Below are 24,584 nucleotides of genomic sequence, written 5' to 3'. Positions count from 1 at the left end.
TATGGACCGAAGTGAACTTCAGCAATTGGTAACATCTTATCATGAACAACATAGATGTCTGATCGGCTTTAATATCAATGATGTATATGACCTTCATGCCGTTTCGCTGGCTGCAAATGAAATAGATAAGCCCGTAATGGTCATGACTTACCCTCCTGTGGTAGAGCTAAATACAAGCTATCTCTGTCGTAAAATGGTTGATGGTTTTTTACCACTGTCACAAAACCCGATCTACCTTCACCTGGACCATAGTACTTCTGTCGATATGTGCAAACAAGCTATTGATGACGGATATGATTCGGTCATGATTGATGGCTCCCAAAAAAGTCTAACAGAGAATATTACTATGACCAGGGAAGTGGTAAAATATGCTGCGCCCGCCGGTGTATTGGTAGAGGCCGAAATCGGTAAAATTAAAGGAAGGGACGTGGTGGTAAAATCCGAAGATGATTACCTGGCCAGTGTTTCTGATGCCAAAGCCATCTACGAAGAGGCCGGACCTGATATTTTAGCGGTCGGGATAGGCACCGCACATGGCTTTACACCTACAACACCTAAGATCCACTTTAACCGACTGGAAGAGATTGCCGCTGCTATCCGTATTCCATTGGTCCTGCATGGTGGTACCGGCATTCCGGACGCTGATATACTGCGAGCTATCCAAACCGGTGTGGTAAAACTCAATGTCGGAACCATAGTCCACACCACTTACATGAAAGAACTTTATACCGAAATTGGTAAGGACGTTGACACCGCATATCCACCCTTTTTGATGAAAGAGGTTATCCCACGAATAAAAGACGTGGTATTAGATCGATTGAAAGCGGTACAAGCAACTTGAAAGACCATTCTTTGAGATTGGATATGACACACCTACATATTTGGCAACGGGGATAATCATTATCAGGCTGGTGTGTCATTAACAAATTCCTGTGATATTGATCTTATGATCTTGCCACAATAATAAAACAGATCGTTCCAACACTAACTGCCCTAGAGGTGTCTTTATGTCTGAAGGTTAACAAAACCTTATTTACATTTTCGGAGTAATGACGTCCAATCGAGTGAGGTGTGATGTTAGTCTCTGATGCTTTCTATAATAATAACAGGCACCGATCATGATCAAAAATAGTCTTTTCCCAATAGCAATTTTACTCTTTCTTTCATGGCAGGACTCCAGCGCTCAATCCGGCATTTGTAACCCTGATATAATCATCCCCGATGAGTTTGAAAGTAATGAATTTGATCATGATGGAGTGACCATTCCATATCGCCTGTTAACACCTGAAATACCAGATAGCAACCAGAAACTGCCTTTGATCGTTGCCCTACATGGCGCTGAGAATTTTGGATCTCCAAGAGACCGATTTCTGATGTGTGCCGGTTCATACGCATTAGGATGGTTGGCTCCATCGCTCCAGAAGAAGTACCCAAGTTACGTAATTGCTCCACACCTCTATGACGATTTGTTTTTTGATGGCTATGATGGTTGGGATGAAGAAAAGCCTTTGGATTTTCTAAAACGACTCATTGATCAATTATTAGCTACAGAAAAAATTGACCCTAACCGAATTTATCTGACAGGACATTCCATGGGAGGCATCGGTACCTTTACGGTACCCGTGAAACTAAAAGATTACTTTGCTGCATTAATGCCCATGAATACTGCCGGGGGTTGTCCTGAGGTTTGTGAGATAATTAACAACAAAGTATACGATAACTTATCCATTTGGGCCATACATCATCGGAATGATGCCGCCAATTCAAATGTCAGAGATGTTTTTGACCAACTCAAATCCCAGGGTAAAGAGGTATATTCCACACATTCTTTTGGCGATGAGATCATTAATCTGAAAACGTCAAGGATCGAGGAATTGATTGAGGAGCATCAACGGTATTTCCACACTGAATATCGTTACTCTTGCCATAGCAACGGCATATTTTTTTGTCATACGAGTTCTATGGATACCATACTCCGGGATCCTTTATTTCAAAAATGGGTATTCCGGCAACATAAAGTTGATGCCGATGCTATTCAGATCACATCCGCCGATAGCACGAACAATTACGCTATTCACTGGAAAGCTAAAAACCCTTTGGATAGCCTGGAAGTATGGTTTAGAACGAGCGCTGCTACGAAATGGTCAATGCTCGATAAGATCCCAGCGGGAAAAGGATCGTTTGAACTCGTTCCGGCAGTAATGGAAAGTGATATAGGCCAGGACTCAAAAGTCAAACTTGTCCTGTTAAATGATACTGGTTTTACGTATGGTTTTGCCGAATCCGATATTAAAAAGGTCGTCACGGGAATACCGGAAAAGCATAAAAAGCGCAAGATATTCTTCTATCCCAACCCTGCCAGCAAAGTCATTCACTTTAAACTACCCGATGACATTTCAGGGACAGGCTTAAAATATAAGTATAAGGTTATGTCAACCGGGGGAGCTATTATGCAACAAGGTGAAGTCCAAGAAAACAGGTTGGATGTCACTGAATTGCCCATTGGAATTTACCTATTGGTTTTGGAGTCAAATACACAACTCTTTAAACAAAGGTTAGTGCTGGTGGATCCGGCAGAGTAAAAGCCTAAACTCTTTTTACAACATAAAAAGTGTAAGACGAATCTATATAAATCTCACGGCACTACAAACTTCAAAGAATTGCCAATGAAAAGATGTTGCTATCTAAACACTCCAATTATTCACAGAACAACATGTGCTCTTAAACCAGGTTGCTATTTATAGCACTTTTTTCCTTTTCAGATCTTTATAGATCATCCATAGTCCGCTGGCTATGGCAAAGAGGAAAAGAGGTTGAGCAATGAAAGCAAAAGCAAACATCAATCCCGGAGTAGGGCTAAAAATAAACAGTATGCTGATGATCGTACCTAGCAAAACAAATATTCCTTCAACTAAAAAGTGTCTCATATTATTTAGTGTTAGTCAGCCAAGCTTTTATAGAAGATACATCTTCATCTGTGATCTGTTCAAATTCGGCCCCTTCTCCCATTAGCTGATCATAATCCGAATGGCCGGGAGTACGTTGGGCCCTTGTTGGGTGCGCTTTTCCATGGCAATTAGTACAACTAATCGTACTTGTTTCCTTTTCCAAATTCAATACAACAGGTTCATGAGCTTTCAGGTTTTCAAAGGACGGTGTACCCTGATGACAATTCAAACAATTTTGACTGTCAAACTCACCTCTGAAGACAATAGGTTCTGAATAGGTACCTGTTACATAGCGCATAAGGTGCCTATAACCATCGGTTTTTGCTTTCAATGTACCATTAAGGCCATAATCCTTATGACAACCATAGCATTGGTCTTCTTTGATCCAGTTATTGGTCATATGCCGCGCCGCCAGGGTCTGACTTTCGTGATTCAGCATATCATTTCCCATAGGCTTCATAACATGACAACTCATACAAGCCTGTACGGTTTTACTTGTCTCAAAAACATGATAATTCGCCGTAAAGATAGTGATGATCGGAATGGTGATGATGGCAAAAAATGCCAGCCATTTAGACCGGGCCTTAATAGTACCTTTATTACTTAGTAGTTTGAAAAGTAGGATGAGCTCTATGAGCACCAATATCAGCCCTACGATTTTAATGATTTCTATATTCATGACTTTATAAAGCTGTTGGTTGATGCCTTTTTATTGAAACCGCTGTAACCTTGTAATCAGGCTCCTTAGAAACGGGGTCATATTGATCAGAAACCACCGCATTCACCAGGAACTTGGGATCAAAAAATGAAGCAAAAATTACTCCGGGGCTTTCATTTTCTGATATTTCCACTTTACCGACCATTTTACCATACCTGCTTTCTACTTCAATTTCATCCCCATTATTCAGATTAGCCTCGAACGCATCTTGCGGATTAATGAAAAACCTACCTCTTCCGGAACTTGTATTAAGCTCAGAAACTTTATCGGTCATAGTACCCGTATGCCATTGATCAATAACACGACCTGTGGTCAAATACAACGGATATGCCTCAGTCGTCTTTTCTTTTGAAGGAATGTAAGGCCTTAAAAAAACCACTGCCTTATTATCTGGTTTTCCATAGAATTGGACTTTTCTTCCTTCCTGAACAAATGGGTCTCCGGTGGAATACCTACGAACAGTTCCCGGATGATCTTCCGTAGGACAGGGCCATTGCAAGCCTCTTTCTTTTTCTAATCTTTCATAGGTAATGCCTTCAAAGTTATATACGCTATGCGCTGATACTTTTCGCCACTCATCCCATACATCTTTAGGAGTTTTACTACTAATAAAATCTCCATGCCCAAGTCTTTCGGCCAGATCAACCAGGATATCAAGGTCACTGCGTGCCTCTCCGGGAGGGTCAACAAGCTTTTCTATGAGTTGATATCTGCGTTCGGTTTGTCCATAAACCCCTGTCTTTTCTATATAGAAAGCAGCGGGTAAGATTACATCTGCATATTGGGCCGTTTCCGTATCTTCAAATATATCAGCCATCACCAGGAAACATTTCTCCATCGCCTCTCTATACCTGCTGGCATTAGGCAGGGACTGAGCGGGATTCGTACACATCACCAGACAGGCTTTCACTTTCTCTTCTCCCATAGCCCTGAATAAATTCACCGCATCATACCCGGGCTTTGGAGCTATGGTACCTTCGGGCACACCCCATATCTTTTCCATTTCCCTACGATGTTCCGGCTTTTTCACTAATCTTCCTCCAGGCAGGATATGGGCGAGTGACCCCGTATCCCTTACGCCTCCACAGGCATTGGATTGGCCTGTGAGTGATAAAGGAGTTGCCCCGGGTCTACAGATCTGTGCAGTAATGAGATGCAGGGAACTGATACAATTATTCAGGAATACACCTTGTACACGCTGATTGATGCCCATGGTCCATAGCGACATGGTGGCTTTGGATGCTCCAAAAAGAAAAGCCGCTTCTTCAATTTGTGTTGGGGTCAAACCTAGTTCAGAGGCAACTTTTTCAGGTGCATAGTCCTGAAGAAAGGCTACATAATCCTCCCATGAAACGGTGTTACCGCCGTCGTTAAAATTGACATGTTCTTCTATAAAACCTGGATCATAAAGACCCTTCGCTACGATCACCTGTGCCATTGCATTGAGTAACATCAGGTCAGTGCCAGGCACCACAGGTAAATACATATCTGCACGTTGGGCAGTCTCAGTTTTCCTGGGATCCACAACGATGATCTTTACATTTGGATTTGACTTTTTACGTATCATTATTCGTTCCCAGAGCGGTGGATGACTCTCGTACGTATTGGAACCAATAATAAAGAAACAGGTGGCGTGGTCCAGATCGTCATAAGCCCCTGCAGGCTCGTCTTTGCCAAAGGTCTGGGCATAACCTACCGCCGCAGATGCCATACATAACCTTGGATTACCGTCTACGTTGTTAGTACCTATACCTGCTTTAAAAAGTTTATTTGCCGTATAAGACTCCTCTGTTAATAATTGACCCGAGCCATAAAATGCTACACTATCTGGTCCGTTAGTTTTAATTGACTCAGAGAATTTCTCGGCAACTAAGGCCATGGCTTCGTCCCATGAAGCCGCTTTCAGCTGTCCGTTTACTCTGATTTTAGGAGTGGTAGCTCTTCCTTCCAGTTGCGACACTTCTGCCAACATGGATCCTTTAACACAGATCACTCCTCTGTTATGAGCTTCTTTATCGCCTCGAACCCGCACAATTTTTCCTGCTTTCTTTCCAAGCATCACACCACAGCCCGTGCCGCAAAAACGACACGCTGATTTGTGCCAGCTATCAACAGGCCCCTCATCCACAAGCAGTTCAGTAACACCCCAGCCGCCGAAAGCCATTGAACTTACGGCCACTACTCCGGAAGACAATTTTACAAAATGCCGACGGGTAAGTTTTTCGGAAGTTTCTTTCATAGATTATATAGCTAAGAGGTTGAAAATGACTTATAAGGTGCAAAAGACCTTATACAATTGTAAATAAATAGTTGATATGCGCAACCTAAATATCCATTACAATAGTCAGGTGTCAGGATGAGTTTTGTCATTTTCATTCGGATAAGATCGGCTCAAACTTGTCACAGGCAACACCCTTTGAGTATATTCAATGATCTTATCTATGATATAGTCAGATACCTCACACGGATACTACAAGTGCAGTCGATAAGATCAGTGGCACACCTGGGTATTGATTCTAAACAGCCCTACTGTAATAGAACACACCAATTAATAAAGCTGTAATACCTATCGACAAAATAATGATAAGCCGTGCGTTCCAGGTCCATGAAGTGTCCGATGGATGCTCTCCTATCAATACAAAACCTGCCCAGTAATAAGGAGATGAAGTATTTGCATCTGCCTGAGCTAAATAATCGAGCTTGGCACTTTTCAAAGCTTCCGCCTTGTCAGCTCCATTGTCCAGGTGGTGATAAAAGCGCTGCATAATTATCGAAGTAGATTCGTCCGGAACCGACCAAAGACTTGTCATAACCGTTGATGCGCCGGAATACATAAATGCCCGCGCCAGACTCATTACTCCCTCTCCTTCATAATATTGCCCTATTCCAGTGTTACATGCGCTAAGACCTACCAGATCTGCGTTGATCTTCAAATTATAAAGTTCATGGGCATGTAATGAACCGTCATGGAGCGTATCTTTCGCTGAGGATAAAATTAACTTAGAAAATTCCGGATCTTTATCATCGATAATCGCATGTGTAGCCAGGTGAATAATATTGGCATTCATCGCCTTACTTCTGAATTGAGATTCCGTAGCCCTGTCTCTCAAATAAGGCTTTGTATTATATATATCAGCCACTGTTTTCGCCTCTTGCTCCGCATAAGGCAGAGCAGCTAAAGACCTACCTTCTCCGGACCTGGTAGCCAACTGTTCGAATGTTGCTGAAAAACCAGGAGCAAAGACTGAAGCATATACATCCGTCTCTTTCCTGGGCCGGTCAGTTTCAAAAAAATGGATGGATGGACTATAGGTTATGGAATAGTTTTGAATGAGGTAAGATGGCCGATCAATCGTTGAAGATAATGCTTCAAAAGATAGATAATTCAGTTTTCTATCGGGTATTATTATCAATTGATCAGGTAGCTCTGCCTGTAATTTATTCTCTAATAAAAGCTGATAAAGAGCATGTCCCTTTGCAATATGGTCACTTGTTCTTTGCTGAAGACTTGTATTAAAATCTTCTAATAATTGTGGAAGCAACTCGGTTTTGGCTATTTGATCAAAACTCACACTACTACCACTTACGGAAATCAGGTAAGTACTATCCTGTCCCATAAAAAAGGATAATATTCCTGCCTCATAAGAAAGTAATTTACGTTGCAATTGATCCAGGATGATTTCCTTACCCCCATATTTGGCATTGTAGTATTCCGGATGCTTTGCTTTTAGCCGATTAATGGTTTTTTCTAATGCCCGTCTTTTAGTTAAGAGTCGTTCGGCATTGATATCATTACTGGCAGGATCATCGCTCTTCGTCGTTCTCTCCAAAAAAGAAATTTCAGCTCTTAACCTTGATTCAAGGTCAAACAATGAATCCTGTTTGGCTGTCTGAAGTGTTGAAAGTGTCACTGCCAGATAGAGTTCATTCCCTCGACTATTTTCCATCCAGTTTAGTGCCTGTTCAAGATATACAGGGTCCTGATCTATGCTATACAGACGATAAGCGATGGTTATAGCATTAGAAATAACCATGTTAAAACCCGGGCCAAAGAGTCTTCTTGAATTGACCTCATTTAAATTCGCTCTAAACTTTTTGATCAGTTCTGTGGCTAAGGCACATACTTCATAGGCTCTTTTCAATTGTTGTTCCTGGTTTTTAGTTGCCTTTGCCAGTACCGATGCAAAATGACTCAACAGGTCTATTCCTTCCCTGGCGTTGATGCATTTGGCATCAGCACCCGGCATATCATAAAGAGAAGTACTCTTATATCCGGTAAAAACATGTTCAAGTGCGCGTTGGTAGAAGAATAGTATACTATCCGGTTGGTCTGTTTTCATTCTGGCAATGGTTTCCAGTGCAGATGAGGAATAGATATTCAGATTACCTCTGTATTTATCATTTTCTCTAACAGATCTCCTAAGGTTTTTTTCAGACTCGGAATAATCGCCCAATGCATATTGTATACGCCCCATATCCAGCAAAAATTCACTCGTAAAGGCGTGTCCTTCCGGGTAAATATCATTAACAACTTTCAGTGCTTTTTTAATATAAGCTAATGCACTGTCATAATCTTCCGATGCCTTGTAACCCTTGGCCAGGTCACTGTAGAGTATTGCTTCAGGCAAATCCGGAGGTCCTTTTTGAAGCTGTAGCAGGCTTAACGCCTCTTTGAGATGTATTTTCGCCTGATCAGGTCGTTTGGATTCCAGGTAACAGGCTCCAATATTGGTTTTAGCCGCTCTTAATAACGCCAGGTCCCCGGAGGCAATTTCATAAGCACGTTCGAAATAAGCGATAGCCAGGTCGTACTCTCCTTTAAACTGAAAGGCGTTACCACCATTCATTAAAAATTTAAATATGGAAAAGGGTATTTTAGTGGCCCTGGCTAATGAAAGACCTTCTTCGTTAATACCAATGGCTTTATTAATTTGTTCAGTACTTGAATACAAATGACTCAGAATGATCTTTCGCTTCATACGACTTAAAGTATCTTCAGGATTAACCCGGTCGGTTACTTCATTGGCTTTTTCGCAGTAAGGCAGCGCAAGAACGTAGTCCCCGGCATTCGTATGGGCCAAACCCAGGTAGTAGCTGACTTGACCATAAGCTGTTTCTGACAAAGTATCCGGTAAATCAGTATAGACCGATCCTATATATTTGATCACCAGGTCTCCACGGTTTTTAGCTATGGCCAACCCTGACCATTTGCTCAGATCAGGCAGTATCGATTGCCAATCTGTATGGGATCTATTAGATGTAATATTTTCAACGCAAGTTACGAGCTCTTTTTCAATGAAATCTTCTGTAACAACATCCTGCGCAAATACTCTTCCCATAAAAAGTACCGAACCAAACATCAATACTAAACCTAACTTGTTCATAGTTGATTTTCAGACATTTACAAACCTTAAATTTAATATAAAAGTTTTTATAGTCTCGTGAGATCGGAAAGCATTTATAGAGATCCGGAACACAGGGGTTGAAGAAATGCAGCAGTTATGCTAAGAAAATATTGCCAAATCCATTGGCCGGTTGAAATAAAGCGAGGTCTTATCACCGTACATTTTTTTATTTTTAAAACATATTCCAGCCATCTCTATAAAGATCTAACCTGGCAATACACAATTTTCCGCAAAAAGAATATGTCTTTAATTAAGAGGTTATAAATATCTTTTAATGCTTGTGTATTAAAATAATATTTTTTTAATTTTTTTTATCATTTCATTCCAACCTTTTATTTCTTTTAAATAACTCGCCATACCACTCAGGGATGTAGGTTAATTTCCAATATAAAATCTATTCACAACAAGTCATTATATCAAGCTCCTGAGCTTTCATCTTTATAATCTTAGCCACTCACATATTTGCTAAGATTTTGATTTACTGCATTATAAAATATAGTACTCTTCGTTTCTTTATGAAACATTTTTATGATACAATTTCAATGATGATATCTTTTTAAGGTCTCCTACTGATCGCTCTATTACTAACATTTCAATGTAAGCATTCCAGCCTCATTTGCCTCACTTCAGTTGTATCTTATTAAGAATCAAAAGTTTTTAGTCTTTAACATGGTTACCTTTTGTTTCCCTGCCGTACAAATGACATGTAAGAATGTTGACTATTTTTGTAGATAAATACTTGGACAACGGTTACCTTACAAGGTGATTAACCTAGGATTAACTATAATTTAACATAGTTCAGTTTAAAATATTTTTACATTGGTTAATTTCACATACGCGAACAAACTTCGTATCTTTAATATAAATATGTAAGTTTATCGCTTTTTGTGAAGTATTTGTGGTTGGTTTTGAAGGTTGAGAAGATTCATCGTGTGTTGCTTTAATGATTGTCTCATCAACTTTACAGACCTTCTCTCATTTTTAATTGAAAGATAATAATGAAAAAGAGAGTTGTTGTCATTGATGACGATTACCCGATCAGACTTCTTTTACAGAAAGTACTGGAAAGCAGTTATAGTGTTCATGCATTCAGGAATGTGGCCCAGGCCGTTGAATATATGACTCACGAAGGGAATCCGGACGTAATCATTACAGATATAAAATTACCTGTGATAGATGGAAAAGACTTTTTGAGAAACATGAAAACCAATGCCAGGTTTAGTTCAATACCGGTGGTAGTTGTTTCATCATGGACAGATGAAGAGACCAAGAATGAATGTTTAACCAATGGGGCAGATGCCTATATTAAAAAGCCCTTTGATCCACAGGTTGTGGTTAAAATAATTAATGAAGTAGTTAATAGAACAGATAAACGCGAATTTTTAGTTGGCTAAATTTATGGAGATTTATCAAACAGATTATAACTCGGTGTTACAGTTCAATACTTCTTTACCTAAAGACCTTCGATTTACAACATTAGGTCACACTTCACCGGATTATAAGGTGTTATTTATAGGGAGCAGTCCTTGTTCATTTAATGAGGAGTTCCGGAACTCCGTTCCGAGTGTAAGAATGGAAGATTTTGAAGAAGCTGTTACATGGCTTGTTTCTATGCAGCACAGCGGGAGAGAAATACCCGGGGTGATCATTTGTGATTCCAAAATAAACGAAAAATCGACTTTAACCGAAATTCGACAATTAAAAGAATTAAACGCTTGTTCGCAGTCTAAAATAATATTTTTGACGAAACAATATGATGAGGCTGAAATGCACGAAGCGATAAAAGCAGGGGCAAATGACTATTTCTCATCAGACTTGAACTGTTCCGACCTGTTGATGCGGGTTAATTTTCTTATAAAATTAGGCGAATTAAGTAACAGCGAAGTAGAAGAAGATGAAATTATCAACGAAAACCTTAAACCTAAGTTTTGGAGGTTAAAAAGGACTGTTGATATCGTTATATCCTCCATTTCACTTCTAATGCTCTCCCCTGTCTTAATTTTGATCGCCATCGCAATAAAACTGGATTCCAAGGGTGCTGTTTTTTATATCTCAAAAAGAGCAGGTAAAGGTTATCAGATCTTCAACTTTTATAAGTTTCGCACCATGAGAGAAGATGCTGACACTTTGGTTCAAAATATGAAGCATCTTAATCAATATGGCGGAGACGATGAAAATACAGATTCTGTCTTTTTCAAAGTGAAGGATGACCCAAGGATCACAAAATTAGGAAGCTTTCTCAGAAAGACGAGTCTGGATGAAATACCACAATTATTCAACGTACTGAAAGGTGATATGTCTCTTGTGGGGAACCGACCTCTACCATTATATGAAGCTGAAAAATTGACACAGGACCAGTGGGCCATGCGCTTTCTAGCACCTGCCGGAATTACAGGCCTTTGGCAAGTTTCTAAGCGTGGCAAAGACGAAATGTCAGAAGAAGAGCGGGTGTCACTTGATATGGAATATGCAGAAAAAAGTTCTTTCTGGTACGATATGAAGATAATGCTCAAAACTCCTACTGCTTTATTGCAGAAAGAGCAGGTTTAAGTATTATCATTGCATAAATATCCTTGATTTCGTGTTTCTTATAATTTCAATATTAGAAATTTTATTCATTTCCTACTTTGGATACCTGGTGGTGTACAACCTGACCTTGTCAGTTTCTGGTCATTTCTATAGATCAAAGCTCAAAGGATCATCTCAGCCATCAAAATTTCATAAAATACTGGTATTAATACCGGCTTACAAAGAGGATTCTGTGATACTTGAGGTAGCAAAAAAAGCACTCGATCAGATATATCCAAGTCAGCATTATGAAGTAGCTGTTATAGCGGACCAACTTAAACCGGAAACTGTCAAGCGTCTTAAAGAGCTACCCATTCTCACAGAAGAAGTACATTTTGAGAAAAGCACCAAAGTAAGGTCCCTGAAAAGTGTATTGAATAAATATAATGAATACGATATTGCCGTCGTATTAGACGCTGATAATATCATGGATAAAGATTTTCTCACGCTGATCAATGCCGGTTTCAATTTGGATATGAAGGTAATCCAGGGTCGAAGGGTTGCTAAAAATGATAATAACTCAGTGGCAATTTTGGATGGCCTTAGTGAAATAATTAACAATTTTATTTTCAGACAAGGCTCTGCGGCGCTGGGCCTGTCCAGTCCGGTTATTGGCTCCGGGATGGCTTTCGAATATCGACTGCTTAGAGATAAGCTTAACAACATCGATTCTATTGGTGGTTTTGACAAGGAACTACAAGCCAGTATTATATCTGATGGTTTTAAGATAGAATACTGTAATGAAGCCATAGTATATGATGAAAAAGTAGATGATCCTCAGGTATTTGAAAATCAAAGAAAGAGATGGGTCTCCAGCCAGTATATTTATTTCAAAAGACATTTCATTTCATCATTAAAGTCTGTATTTAAGGGCAATCTATCTCTCTTTAATATTTCAGTTTTAATGCATGCTCAACTACCCAGGTTAATCAGCCTGGTTTGTCTTTTGGGATTAACAGTGACCTACTTGTTTATTGAAGATTATTTATTTCTTAGTTATTACCATTGGCTGTCAGCATTTTTGATATACATAACCAGTATTTTTCTTGCCATTCCAGCCCGTTTCTACACGAAAGACTTTTTTATTGCACTGCTCAAAGTGCCTCAGTTGTTCAAGAAAATGGTTATGATCCATTTTAAGCTTAAAGGCGCAAATAAGAGTTTCATCCATACTCCTCATAAACATTAACATATAACCTATTATTCATATTAATCATGGCTGCCGGCAAACCTCTTATTTCAATTATTATACTCAACTATAATCAAATTGATGTCACCTGCGAATTCTTAGATTCCACTAAGTCGCTGACTTATCCCAACTATGAGATAATAATGGTAGATAACGCCTCAAAGGCTGACCCAACGGAAAGGATCAATAATGAATACCCTGAAGTTCGCCTGATAAAAAGTGATGTAAACTTAGGTTTTACGGGAGGTAATAATCTGGGGATAGAAAAGGCCAATGGCGAATATTTCTTTATAGTGAATAATGATACGGAAGTCACTCCTGATCTTCTCGAAGCCTTGCTGGAGCCGTTTGAGGTAGACGAGACGGTTGGAATGGTAAGTCCAAAAATCAAATTTCACGCCCATCCGGATACGATCCAGTATGCAGGTTTCACTAAGATCAACCCATTTACCGGCAGAAATCGGGCGATAGGGAACAAGGAAAAAGATGAGGGACAGCATGATAGTCCTTGCTATACAAATTACGCCCATGGTGCGGCTATGTTAGTAAAAAAAGAAGTGATCGAAAAAGTGGGAATGTTTCCTGACAACTTTTTCATTTATTATGAAGAGCTGGATTGGTCAGCCCATACTAAAAGGGCCGGCTTTGAAATATATTACCAACCCAAGGGTGTGATATATCACAAGGAATCCATCACCATGGGGAAAGAAAGTGCTATCAAAGCATATTATCATAATAGAAATAGAATACTTTTCATGCGGCGCAATACCCATGGATTACATTTCTTTGTATTCTCTTTGTTCCTGACTTTTTTCATCATCCCAAAAAGCATTTTAAAATATATCATTAAAGGGCAAGGGCAACACTTAAAAAACTTCTTAAGGGCCATTGCCTGGAATCTTAAGACACCAAAGTATATTACAAATTAAATCATTAAATAATGGCAAATTCTTTAGTTACCGGAGGAGCAGGTTTTATAGGTTCTCATGTCACAAAACACTGTTTGAATATGGGGCATCAAGTGGTTGTTTTGGACGATCTTAGCGGAGGCTTCGAGGATCACATTCCATCCGGCGCTATTTTTGTTAAAGGTTCCATCACTGATCACGTTTTGCTAAAAGAGCTTTTTGACAAATATCAATTCGATTATGTGTATCATCTGGCAGCTTATGCAGCAGAAGGTTTATCTCACTTCATCAGAAGGTTCAACTATACAAACAACTTAATTGGCAGTGTCAACCTGATCAATGAATCTGTCAAGAATAAAGTTAAATGCTTTGTTTTCACCTCTTCCATAGCTGTATATGGTCCTGGCCAGCTTCCTATGACAGAGGATATGACTCCAACACCTGAGGACCCATATGGTGTAGCCAAATATTCTGTCGAATTGGATTTAAAGGCGGCCCACGAAATGTTTGGGCTCAACTATACCATATTCCGACCACATAATGTATATGGTGAAAACCAAAACATTGGTGATAAATACAGGAATGTGATTGGGATATTTATGAATCAGATCATGCAAAACAAGCCGCTTACTGTCTTTGGTGACGGTGAACAAACAAGGGCTTTTAGCTACATAGACGATGTAGCCATACCTATCAGTGATTGTGTCAATCGACCTAATACCTATAATGAAGTTTTCAATATAGGGGCTGATAAACCTTACACAGTCAATGAACTTGTAAAAGTAGTATGTGAGCACTTCGAGGTCGAGCCAAATGTCAACTATTTACAGGCACGAAAAGAGGTAGTCCATGCCTATTCAGACCATTCAAAGGCACATAAATTTTTCGGAACGGACAGCGCTGTTGATCTGCATGCAGGAATTGGAAAAATGGTGGAATGGGCAAAGGCCGTGGGCTCAAGAAAAAGTAAAGAATTTGAAAATATTGAAATAAGGGAAAACCTGCCTGAAGGTTGGTAGCTCCTTAATCAAAATGAGAGTAGGAATAGAGGCACAAAGACTATTTCGTGTTAAAAAACATGGAATGGAGGTAGTAGCTCTGGAAATGATCAAGGCTCTTCAGAAGCTGGATAAATCAAATGAGTATGTGGTTTTTGTTAAAGAAGATGAGGATAACCTCTGCTTGAAAGAGACCTCAAATTTTGAGATTAAAGTACTCAAGAGTCAGCCCTATCCTATTTGGGAGCAAATTTCACTTCCTAAAGAAGCAAAAAAACACGGCATCGATTTTCTACATTGCACTGCTAATACAGGTCCCATTTATTTTAATGGGCCTGTTATTTTAACATTGCACGACATCATTTATTTAGAGTCCATATCATTTTCGGGGTCATCTTATCAGAACTTCGGTAATTTATACAGGAGATTTGTTGTGCCTAAATTGGTTAAGAAGTCTAAATACATCATTACTGTATCTCAATTTGAGCAACAAAGAATTTCTGAACACCTGAAGTTGGATAAAAATAAAACCACCGCGGTCTATAACGGGAAAAGTGAGGTGTTTCGAGTTTGCGAGGACAACGCCAAAAAAAATGAGATAAAAGCCAAATATAATTTACCTGATAATTTCATTTTGTTCTTCGGAAACACAGCGCCTAAGAAGAATACATCAGGCGTGCTGGCTGCTTATATTGAATATTGCAGCAAAATGTCAGATCCGCTCGAGCTGGTCATTACCGATTGTACTCCTCAGCTTATAGAAACTCTGGTAAAGAAGGTTGATCCAAAAAGTGCTAATGTATTACACAAAATCAGGATATTGGATTACGTGAATTTCACTGATGTTCCCATTCTGTACAATTTGTCTGACTTATTCCTTTACCCTTCATTCAGAGAAAGTTTCGGTTTACCTATTATCGAAGCGATGGCTTGCGGAACACCCGTCATCACCTCAGATACATCTTCAATGCCGGAAGTTTCGGGAGAAGCAGCAGTGCTGGTTGACCCTAAAAAACCGTCTGAAATAGCGAAGTCTATGGTCGATGTTCTCAGTAATAGTAACTTGCGCAATGAATTGGTGGAAAAGGGATTAGATCGAGCTAAAGCATTCAACTGGGAAAGCACCGCACAACAGACGCAAGAACTTTATAAATCAATGATCAATTAATTGTTATACTTCAATAGATGAAAACTGAAACGCCCAATTTCACAAGATATACCCGTATCGTTGATATCAAAAGACTTAAGTTCATTACAGAAAACCTGAAATGGATCCAACCTGAAAATGCCAAAATACTGGATGTAGGTTGTGGAAACGGTAATATGAGTATTCAACTGGGTATGCTTGGATACAATGTACTGGGAGTAGATATCAGCGAAAAAGCCATCAAAAAGGCGAAGGAAACCAATACACAACCTAATGTTGATTTTAAAGTAATCAGCGCTGAAGACCTGGTAGCAGAAGGGACAAAATACGATGCGATAATCTGTAGTGAGGTATTAGAGCACCTGGACAATCCCTCTGCCCTGCTGCATACTATCAATGAGATATTAAAAGACAACGGCAGTTTGGTGGTAACCGTACCGAATGGTAACGGGCCAAGAGAAACACTGATGACAAAGCCTATGCAGTGGATGCAAAGAAATGACAATTGGTTATGGAAATTTACCAAGTCATTCAAGCGGGCCTTAGGGTATGATGGTAAAACAATTCAATCAGATGCCGATGATCTGGAACACGTACAATTCTTTACCAAAGCACAATTAACCGACCTTAGTAAGAACACCAAATTTCGTATAGAGGTCTTCGAAAATGCTGATTTTCTTGAAGATGTATTTCCAGTTTCCCTGTTGACTAAAAAAATAGTTTTTCTACAAAGGCTGGACTGTAAAATTGCAGATCTTTTGCCACACCAACTGACCGGCGGGTTTCATACTATTTGGAAAAAAGCTTCTTAGAATGTTGAAGGCACCGATCATAGTTTGCATCCATTTACTATGTAGTGTGAATTTTCTACAAGCTCAGCATGCTGGTTTAGAACTGAGAGCTGCGCTTCCAAAGAGCCTAAAAGAAAGTTCCGGGTTAGCTGTAACCGGTATAAATAGTTTATGGACACATAATGATGACTCCTACCCTATTCTTTACAATTTTGATACTCTGGGGAAAGTAACCGGCACTGTCCACTTAAATCATCCAAACATAGGCTGGGAAGATCTTGCGAGAGATAAAGAGGGTAATGTTTACATCGGGGCTTTCGGCAATAATAAAAATAATCGTAACAACCTTAAGATTTACAAACTGGGAACACCTGATAGCATAACTCAAAAGGTGGTAAATGCTGAGGTAATCAGATATACTTATCAAGACCAGAAGAGTTATCCTCCGGAAAAAGACAGGCTGAACTATGACATGGATGCTATGACCATCATTGATGATTCGTTGTACCTGTTTAGTAAAAATCGAACCGTGCCATTTGACGGTTATACAAAGATCTATAAGTTACCTCTAACTCCCGGAGATCACACAGCCATGCTTGTAGATAGTGTTTATCTCTGTTCGGATTCTATGCTTACTTGTTGGGTAACGTCAGCAGATGTTACTCCGGACCAAAATCACCTGGTGCTGTTGGGACATGATAAGATCTGGTTATTTGCCTTGCATGAAAAAAATCAATTCTCAAAAAGCAAGTTTGTTCAAATTGAGTTAAATCATTTTAGCCACAAAGCTGCCATTTGTTTTTTTAACGACACCGAGGTTTATATCACAGATGAACTCGAAATGGGCATTTTAGGTGGTAAACTTTACAGTTTTAATTTATCCGACTGGATAAATTCCGGATGGGAGTAAATCAGAAGAATAGGTCAACCGTATTTTACGCCTATTCATTTATAGTGACCTATGAGATTAGTTTATGGGACTACAGATATTAGGTGGAAGTTATGATGCAAGTGTTAGTAGCTAAAAGAAAACTAAATCTGCTTTTTTAGTCAGGTAACTATATTCATTAATAAGCTTTTAGGTTCGAAATTCATTATAATTTCAAAAAAAAAGCTTTAAATTTGATTCTTAAATCAAATTTCTTCATCCGTGAATTCCTTACTGATTAAACAGTTGTTGGTCACCCCGAGATCCACTGCTGTCATATCTTGTCTTGTCCTGGCTTTTCTTTTTAATTTCTCACCACTGTTGGCACAGTTACAACAAACCGAAACGGCCACTTCCGGAGGAACGGGTTACCTGGAGTGGCTTCCGGTAGATTACAACACTACCACAAAGAAATATCCTCTGATCATTTGTCTCCATGGAACAGGTGAACGAGGCACCAATCTAAGCAGGGTAAAAAACACAGGAATAAGCAAACGGATAGAAGAACAAATAAGAGCAAATAATCCGAGCCCTATGACTTTCAAAGCCGGGGGTACAGGTCCTGAGTTCAGTTTTATAGTCATGACACCTCAAATCACAGGTAGTTGGAATGCAGGTATAACAAATGGTCTTATCAACCACGCTATCAACACCTACCGGGTAGATGAAACCAGGATCTACTTAACAGGCTTCAGTCTTGGGGGAAATGGAACGTGGATCTATGCAGTCAACGCCCGGAACGACCCTGCCCGGGTAGCAGCTATTGCACCTATTGCCGGATGGGGACCTTCTCACCTGGTTTGCTCAAATGGCAACTATAAAGATTATACCGTATGGGGTTTCCATGGTGATGCCGATCCTACGATCAGAATAAACCGTGGACAGGCCATCATCGATGCATATAATGCTTGTTCTCCTACACCAGCCCCCGAGGCATTATTTACCATTTATCCTGGTGTACGTCACAATTCGTGGGACAGATCTTATGCGACAGATAATTCCGTCAATACTCCGAATTTATATGAATGGTTCCTGACCCAACGATTGGGAGGAAACCCCACTGCCGATGCCGGAAACGACATAACCATCACGTTACCAACAAACTCCGTAGTACTAAATGGTTCAGGCAGTGATTCAGATGGCTCAATAACGTCCTACGCATGGTCAAGAACAGGTGGTCCATCGTCAGCTACCCTTAATAATATTAGTACACCAAACCTCACGGCAAGCGACTTAGTCGAAGGAGTTTATCAATTTGAGTTGACTGTCACTGATAACGACGGAAATACAGGACAGGACCAGGTTCAGGTAATTGTCAACCCGCAGGTGGTAAATCAGCCTCCAACACTTGAACTGGGAAGTAATATCAGCATTACATTACCGGTTAACAGTACAAATATTGTCGCTAATCCCAGTGATCCGGATGGCTCTGTTACAACTTATTTATGGAGTCAACAGAGTGGCCCGTCATCAGCCATGCTCAGCGGTACCAACACAAATACATTGACTTCTTCCAACCTGCTGGAAGGTACTTATACGTTCAGGCTGAGCGTTACTGACAATGACGGTGCCTCCGTCTTTGATGAAATCCAGGTTATTGTGAATTCTGCAGCGGCAAATGTACCGCCAAATGCCAATGCCGGTAGTAATCAAAATATTACGCTCCCCACTAATTCTACTACAGTCACTGGTAGCGGGGCTGATAGTGACGGTACCATTGCATCCTATTTATGGGAAAGAGTGAATGGACCGGCGGCAGTACTCACCAATGAAAACACACCTACCTTGTCCATCTCGTCACTGGTTGAAGGAGTGTATACCTTACGATTAACCGTGACAGATGATGACGGAGATTCAGATACCGACGAAATGCTTATTACTGTGGTGGCCGCTAACCAAAACCCTACGGCCAATGCCGGCAACAATATTACCATTACGTTACCCACCAATTCTACTAACCTCAATGGAACAGGAAATGATCCTGATGGTTCTATTGTTGGATATGCCTGGTCCCAGATAACCGGACCTTCTTCGGCATCAATAGGCAGCCCTGCCAACGCATCGACCAGCGTCTCAGGTTTGTCAGAAGGTACTTATGTATTTCAGCTCACCGTAACAGACAACGACGGTGCAGAGGACATTGATCGCATTGATGTAACGGTTTTAGCTGCCGCTGTAAATAATCCTCCCGTAGCTGATGCGGGAGAAGATATTTTTATCACATTGCCCACTAATTCGGTCACCATTATGGGAAGTGGAACAGACAGCGATGGCGTGATAGCAAGTTATCTCTGGGTCAAAACTTCCGGCCCATCCTCTTTTAGTCTGACTAACGAAACTACGGCTTCAGTGACTGTGAGTGACCTGGTGGCAGGCAGGTATGCTTTTAGGCTGAGAGTAAGAGATGACGATGGTGCACAGGATACTAATCTGGTATTCGTAGATGTTGCTCCTGCTACGGTCAACCAATCGCCCACAGCAGATGCCGGCGTGGATCAGACGATCACGTTGCCAACTAATAGTGTCGTGTTAAATGGCATGGGGTCAGATAATGATGGTACTATTGCGTCATATAGTTGGTCTAAACTATCGGGTCCTGCGGCTACGTTAAGCGGACAGTCTTCAACTACCCTGACAGCATCCGATTTATTGGAAGGAATGTATGAGTTCGAGCTTGAAGTTACAGACGACAACGGAGCGATCGGCACCGACCAGGTTAGAGTAATCGTAAGCGCCCAAAATCAACCCCCCACCGTGTCAGCCGGCCCTGACATAACCTTAACGCTACCTAATGATGCTGTTACTATAGATGGTATTTTTTCTGACTCGGACGGAACGGTAACATCAACGGTATGGACTCAGATATCCGGTACTACGGTTCCATTTACACCCAATGACAATACACTCAACCTGACCAACATACCACAAGGCAGTTATACTTTCCGCTTTTCGGCTACAGATAACAACGGAGATTCTTCCTTTGATGATGTAAATATCTTTGTCATTTTATCAAACCAGTTCCCAACGGTGGATGCCGGTTCAGATATTACTTTGAGATTACCTGTTAATAGTGTAAATATCACCGCGAATGCTAATGATCCCGATGGTTCTGTAACCACTTTCCTATGGGAAAAAGTATCCGGATCCACAGCTAATTTGGCCAATACCAATACCCGGACCGTTACTGTAAGCAACCTGGTAGAAGATATATATGAGTTCAGAATAACAGTAACAGATAATGATGGCGCATCTAATAACGATATTGTAAGAGTCACGGTCCAGCCAGCTGCTGTGAACATTCCTCCCGTTGCCAATGCCGGTAATAATATTAGCATAACCCTACCTACTAACAGTGTAAATATTACCGGCTCAGGAAGTGATAGTGATGGCAGTATAGCGAGTTATGTATGGACTAAACAAAGCGGCCCCACAGCAACGTTGAGCAATGCCAATAACCCTACATTAACAGTTAATAACCTGATTCAAGGCTCCTACCTGTTCAGGCTGACCGTTACGGACAATAATGGTGCAGCAGATTTTGATGACGTTCAGGTAACCGTTAACCCTGAAATCGTTAACCAGGTGCCAATAGCCAATGCAGGAGTTGATATCCAACTGACCTTACCCACCAATAGCACCAATATTAATGGAGGAGCAAGTGACCCGGATGGTACTGTAGTGAGTTATTTATGGTCACAAGTAAGTGGTCCGAACACAGCAACGCTTTCCTCCTTGAGTCTACCGACCATTACTGCCGGTAATCTCATAGAAGGGGTCTATGGATTCAATTTGGAAGTAACGGACGATGATGGCGCCGTGGATAACGATGAGATGATAATTACGGTGCTACCGGCAGCGGTTAACGTCCCTCCTGTAGCAAATGCCGGCTCTGACGTTACTATACGTCTACCTACAAACTCAGTTAATCTGATGGGGTCCGGGAGTGATCCGGACGGCTCAATAGCAAATTACCTTTGGACCAAGACCTCAGGGCCCTCAGCTACATTGGCGAATGCCAATACCACGACGCTATCTTTGAGTGGTTTAACAGAGGGTAACTACACCTTTGAATTACTAGTAACGGATAATGATGGCGCCAGTGGTACTGATGAAATGCGTCTGACCGTCCTGGCCGAATCGATAAATGCGGCGCCAATAGCAGATGCCGGTGAAGATGTTACACTCATACTGCCGGAGGACAACGTTGAAATAATCGGAAACGGGACAGATGGTGACGGCACCATTGTATCATATCGATGGACACAGGTCAGCGGAACTGTAGCCTCTGCATCCAATACGGACCAGGTAAACCTTCAATTAATAGACCTGACGGAAGGTATTTACAGATTTAGACTTACTGTGGAAGATGATGATGGAGCCACTGGCTCAGATGACGTAATTATTAATGTGCTGGCTCAGGACACCAATGCACCACCGGTCGCAAATGCAGGCAACGACGTTACTGTCAACCTCCCTTCAAATAGTCTGTTAATAACCGGCATGGGCACAGACTCTGACGGCACCATCAGTACCTATTTGTGGGAGAAAATTAGTGGTCCCACAGTGACCATGTTAAATACAGACCAACCTGGGGTACAACTCAATGATTTAACCGAAGGTAGCTATACCTTTAGACTGACCGTAACCGACGATGACGGAGAGAGTGATTTTGATGAGGTATCTGTCACCGTCCTGCCCGAAAGCATAAATCAAAGTCCGGTGGCTAACGCAGGTCCTGACATTATCATTCAAGAGCCGGAAACAAGCATTGTCGCCAATGGTTCGGGACAAGATGCCGATGGTACTGTAGAAACCTATTTATGGGTTCAGGTAAGCGGCCCGAATACAGCAAGTTTATCAGGGGCTGATTCTCCTGACCTAACCGCTGCGGGTTTAATTCCCGGCATATACATATTTCGCCTGACCGTAACGGATAATGACGGAGAAACTGCCGCTGACCAGGTAAGAGTTACCGTTGAACCGGAAGACCTTATAAGCACCGACCTTCCACCTACCGTGGACTTGGGTAATGATATTCGTTTGATTTTACCTGAGAATAGCGTAACCATTAATGCAGTAGCAGAAGACGACGGAATTATTACTTCATATTTATGGGAACAGCTATCAGGCCCTCCGGCCAGCTTATCACGTCAGGACAGTACGGTTCTTGAAGTAACGGACCTGCAAGAGGGAAACTACATACTTGCCTTAACCGTAACGGATGACTCCGGGTTCAGCACGTCAGATCAGGTGGCTCTGGAAATATTTGCGGAAGGTTCGATGTCATTCCCTATGCCTCTTTTTAGTCCCAACGGTGATTCTCAAAATGATAACTGGATCCTGGACCCGGACTTAACCAAGTTTGAGGGGTGCAGATTAATGGTGTATAACAGGTCGGGATTGATTGTGTATGAAGCACAACCTTATACGAATGACTGGGATGGTACTACAAACGGAGATGGCCTCCCTCAGGGTGTATACTACTATCGATTATCCTGCGAAGATAACAGCAATGTTAAATCTGGTAGTATCACTTTGATAAGATAATATCTATGAGAAAGTCTTTCATACTACTTACTGTAATCACTATGTCTTTCTCTTCTTTGTTAGCTCAAAGATCCATAGTTTATAATCAATTTTTTAACAACCCGGTTGTCTACAACCCTTCCTTCATAGGAAATTCAGGCTTTACAGAACTATATATTAATCATAGACAGCAATGGTTAGACGTTGACGGTGCGCCGGTTATGACTCATTTGAGCTTTCAACTTCCTTTAAACCGTAAACTTTCAGTTGGAGCCATTTTATCGAGTGACAAGAGAGGCTTAATCACTACGTATGAAGGACAAATCGGAGCGAGTTATTCAGTGAATTTTAATGATCAAACTAGTTTGACTTTTGGGTTGACTGCAGGTACAGGCAGAAACTCTATTGAATCTTCCATTAACGATCAGGCACTTAACAATAATAATAACAGTCTGTTCCCGGTCGGGCAATTTGGCATGAATTTCAAATTAAAAGCGCTTACTGTAAGCTTCGCCTTACCGCAACTTTTTGAAACGGAACTGTTTGCTGAAGAAATTTTTGAAGATGTGGGTATTGATATAACACAAACTACTTTCTCAAATATTTCCTATCGCTTTACCATAAGTCCTCAGTTTGATTTTGAACCAAACGTATTTTTCCAGACTTTCCGGTCTGAATTAAGTCAATATGGTGGCTTAGGCACATTATATTACAAGGATCTTTTCTGGATAGGCGGTGGTTACATGCAGGATGTTGGCCCTAGTGCTCATCTGGGTATGAATGTAAGTGATTTCCTTCGCTTTGGATATGCCTATGACTTTGCTCCGGATCTGGCGGCAAGTTTTGGCCAGGGTTCTCACGAATTCCAGATAGTACTGAGATTAGATAAGAAGAACAAAAGAAAAACCCAACCCATAACTGAACCAGCGATCATTGAAAATGAGACACTGATAATCACAGAAAAAGAAGAAAAGAAAGAAGAAACTCCGGAGCAGCCAGGCATCGAAGTTATTGACAAAACGGACACGAAAAAAACAGAAAAAAAGACCGCTCCGGTTGACAAACAAAGTCAGGTTGAGGTTCCGGAACAAGAAATTGAAGAGGAGGAAACCTATGAAGAAGCAGACCCTGCTGAATCAGAGACAGAACCGGAAGAATCCTCCGAAAGGATGGATAACATAGTCAAGGTGGATCTTCACCCTCAAAATGAAGGAATATCAAAAGGTTATTATATAGTGGTAGGAGCATTCGCTAAAAAAGAAAATGCCAGAAATCATTTGAGCAACATTAGTAATGCAGGTTATGAAGGGGCAATAGGTTATAGTCCTATAACGGGCTATAATTACGTATACCTGAGAAGAGCTGAAAAACTTGAGGACATCGTTAGCATAAGAGGTGAAATACGAAGTTTAGACATCTTTGACTTTAAGAATGCCTGGATCCTTCATATTGAATAGG

16 protein-coding genes are annotated in these 24,584 nt (G+C 40.8%); 12 read left to right on the top strand and 4 right to left on the bottom strand.

What is annotated here, in order from left to right; genetic code table 11:
- Position 1 precedes the first annotated feature (1 nt).
- Both FNH22_RS08810 and FNH22_RS08805 read left to right on the top strand, forming a co-directional pair.
- Complete coding sequence (locus FNH22_RS08810; RefSeq protein ID WP_143397987.1) at positions 2-841, top strand: class II fructose-bisphosphate aldolase; 840 nt, start codon at positions 2-4, stop codon at positions 839-841.
- A 277-nt stretch (positions 842-1,118) separates the two neighbouring features.
- Positions 1,119-2,582 carry a T9SS type A sorting domain-containing protein gene (locus tag FNH22_RS08805; protein WP_143397986.1) on the top strand — a complete coding sequence of 488 codons (1,464 nt, stop codon included), beginning with the start codon at positions 1,119-1,121 and terminating at the stop codon, positions 2,580-2,582.
- 156 nt (positions 2,583-2,738) lie between these two features.
- Here FNH22_RS08805 and FNH22_RS08800 read toward each other — a convergent pair whose 3' ends face one another.
- From FNH22_RS08800 to FNH22_RS08785, 4 genes are all read right to left on the bottom strand, one after another.
- Positions 2,739-2,927: a hypothetical protein gene (locus tag FNH22_RS08800; RefSeq protein ID WP_143397985.1), complete on the bottom strand. Its 189-nt coding sequence runs from the start codon at positions 2,925-2,927 to the stop codon at positions 2,739-2,741.
- Between the two features lies 1 nt (position 2,928).
- Positions 2,929-3,627 (bottom strand): NapC/NirT family cytochrome c, encoded by a 699-nt coding sequence (locus FNH22_RS08795; RefSeq protein ID WP_143397984.1) that lies wholly within the window; start codon positions 3,625-3,627, stop codon positions 2,929-2,931.
- Positions 3,628-3,631: 4 nt separating this feature from the next.
- Positions 3,632-5,905 carry a molybdopterin oxidoreductase family protein gene (locus FNH22_RS08790; RefSeq protein WP_143397983.1) on the bottom strand — a complete coding sequence of 758 codons (2,274 nt, stop codon included), beginning with the start codon at positions 5,903-5,905 and terminating at the stop codon, positions 3,632-3,634.
- 277 nt (positions 5,906-6,182) lie between these two features.
- Complete coding sequence (locus FNH22_RS08785; protein WP_143397982.1) at positions 6,183-9,050, bottom strand: CHAT domain-containing protein; 2,868 nt, start codon at positions 9,048-9,050, stop codon at positions 6,183-6,185.
- A gap of 1,019 nt (positions 9,051-10,069) precedes the next feature.
- Here FNH22_RS08785 and FNH22_RS08780 point away from each other — a divergent pair.
- The 10 genes from FNH22_RS08780 (at position 10,070) to FNH22_RS08735 (ending at position 24,583) form a co-directional block, all read left to right on the top strand.
- The gene (locus tag FNH22_RS08780; protein ID WP_143397981.1) at positions 10,070-10,465 is read left to right on the top strand and encodes a PleD family two-component system response regulator; all 396 of its coding nucleotides are present in this window, start codon (positions 10,070-10,072) and stop codon (positions 10,463-10,465) included.
- Between the two features lie 4 nt (positions 10,466-10,469).
- Positions 10,470-11,621 (top strand): sugar transferase, encoded by a 1,152-nt coding sequence (locus tag FNH22_RS08775; protein WP_255518012.1) that lies wholly within the window; start codon positions 10,470-10,472, stop codon positions 11,619-11,621.
- A gap of 31 nt (positions 11,622-11,652) precedes the next feature.
- Positions 11,653-12,828, top strand: a complete 1,176-nt coding sequence (locus FNH22_RS08770; RefSeq protein ID WP_185154135.1) for a glycosyltransferase family 2 protein — start codon at positions 11,653-11,655, stop codon at positions 12,826-12,828.
- 26 nt (positions 12,829-12,854) lie between these two features.
- The gene (locus FNH22_RS08765; protein WP_143397979.1) at positions 12,855-13,757 is read left to right on the top strand and encodes a glycosyltransferase family 2 protein; all 903 of its coding nucleotides are present in this window, start codon (positions 12,855-12,857) and stop codon (positions 13,755-13,757) included.
- An 11-nt stretch (positions 13,758-13,768) separates the two neighbouring features.
- Positions 13,769-14,755 (top strand): NAD(P)-dependent oxidoreductase, encoded by a 987-nt coding sequence (locus tag FNH22_RS08760; protein WP_143397978.1) that lies wholly within the window; start codon positions 13,769-13,771, stop codon positions 14,753-14,755.
- Between the two features lie 13 nt (positions 14,756-14,768).
- Positions 14,769-15,902, top strand: coding sequence for a glycosyltransferase family 1 protein (locus FNH22_RS08755; RefSeq protein ID WP_143397977.1), 1,134 nt, complete (start codon positions 14,769-14,771; stop codon positions 15,900-15,902).
- A 17-nt stretch (positions 15,903-15,919) separates the two neighbouring features.
- Positions 15,920-16,693, top strand: coding sequence for a bifunctional 2-polyprenyl-6-hydroxyphenol methylase/3-demethylubiquinol 3-O-methyltransferase UbiG (locus tag FNH22_RS08750; RefSeq protein WP_143397976.1), 774 nt, complete (start codon positions 15,920-15,922; stop codon positions 16,691-16,693).
- A gap of 46 nt (positions 16,694-16,739) precedes the next feature.
- Positions 16,740-17,582, top strand: coding sequence for a hypothetical protein (locus tag FNH22_RS08745; protein ID WP_143397975.1), 843 nt, complete (start codon positions 16,740-16,742; stop codon positions 17,580-17,582).
- A gap of 240 nt (positions 17,583-17,822) precedes the next feature.
- Positions 17,823-23,147 carry an Ig-like domain-containing protein gene (locus tag FNH22_RS08740; RefSeq protein ID WP_143397974.1) on the top strand — a complete coding sequence of 1,775 codons (5,325 nt, stop codon included), beginning with the start codon at positions 17,823-17,825 and terminating at the stop codon, positions 23,145-23,147.
- 5 nt (positions 23,148-23,152) lie between these two features.
- On the top strand, positions 23,153-24,583 hold the full coding sequence (locus FNH22_RS08735) for a PorP/SprF family type IX secretion system membrane protein (protein ID WP_143397973.1): 1,431 nt from the start codon (positions 23,153-23,155) through the stop codon (positions 24,581-24,583).
- Position 24,584: the final 1 nt, after the last annotated feature.

Origin of the sequence: Fulvivirga sp. M361 (genome assembly GCF_007097395.1) — a bacterium.
Taxonomy (GTDB): domain Bacteria; phylum Bacteroidota; class Bacteroidia; order Cytophagales; family Cyclobacteriaceae; genus Fulvivirga.
The sequence above is the reverse complement of the archived record's forward strand: the minus strand, read 5'-3'. Positions and strand labels throughout refer to the sequence as shown.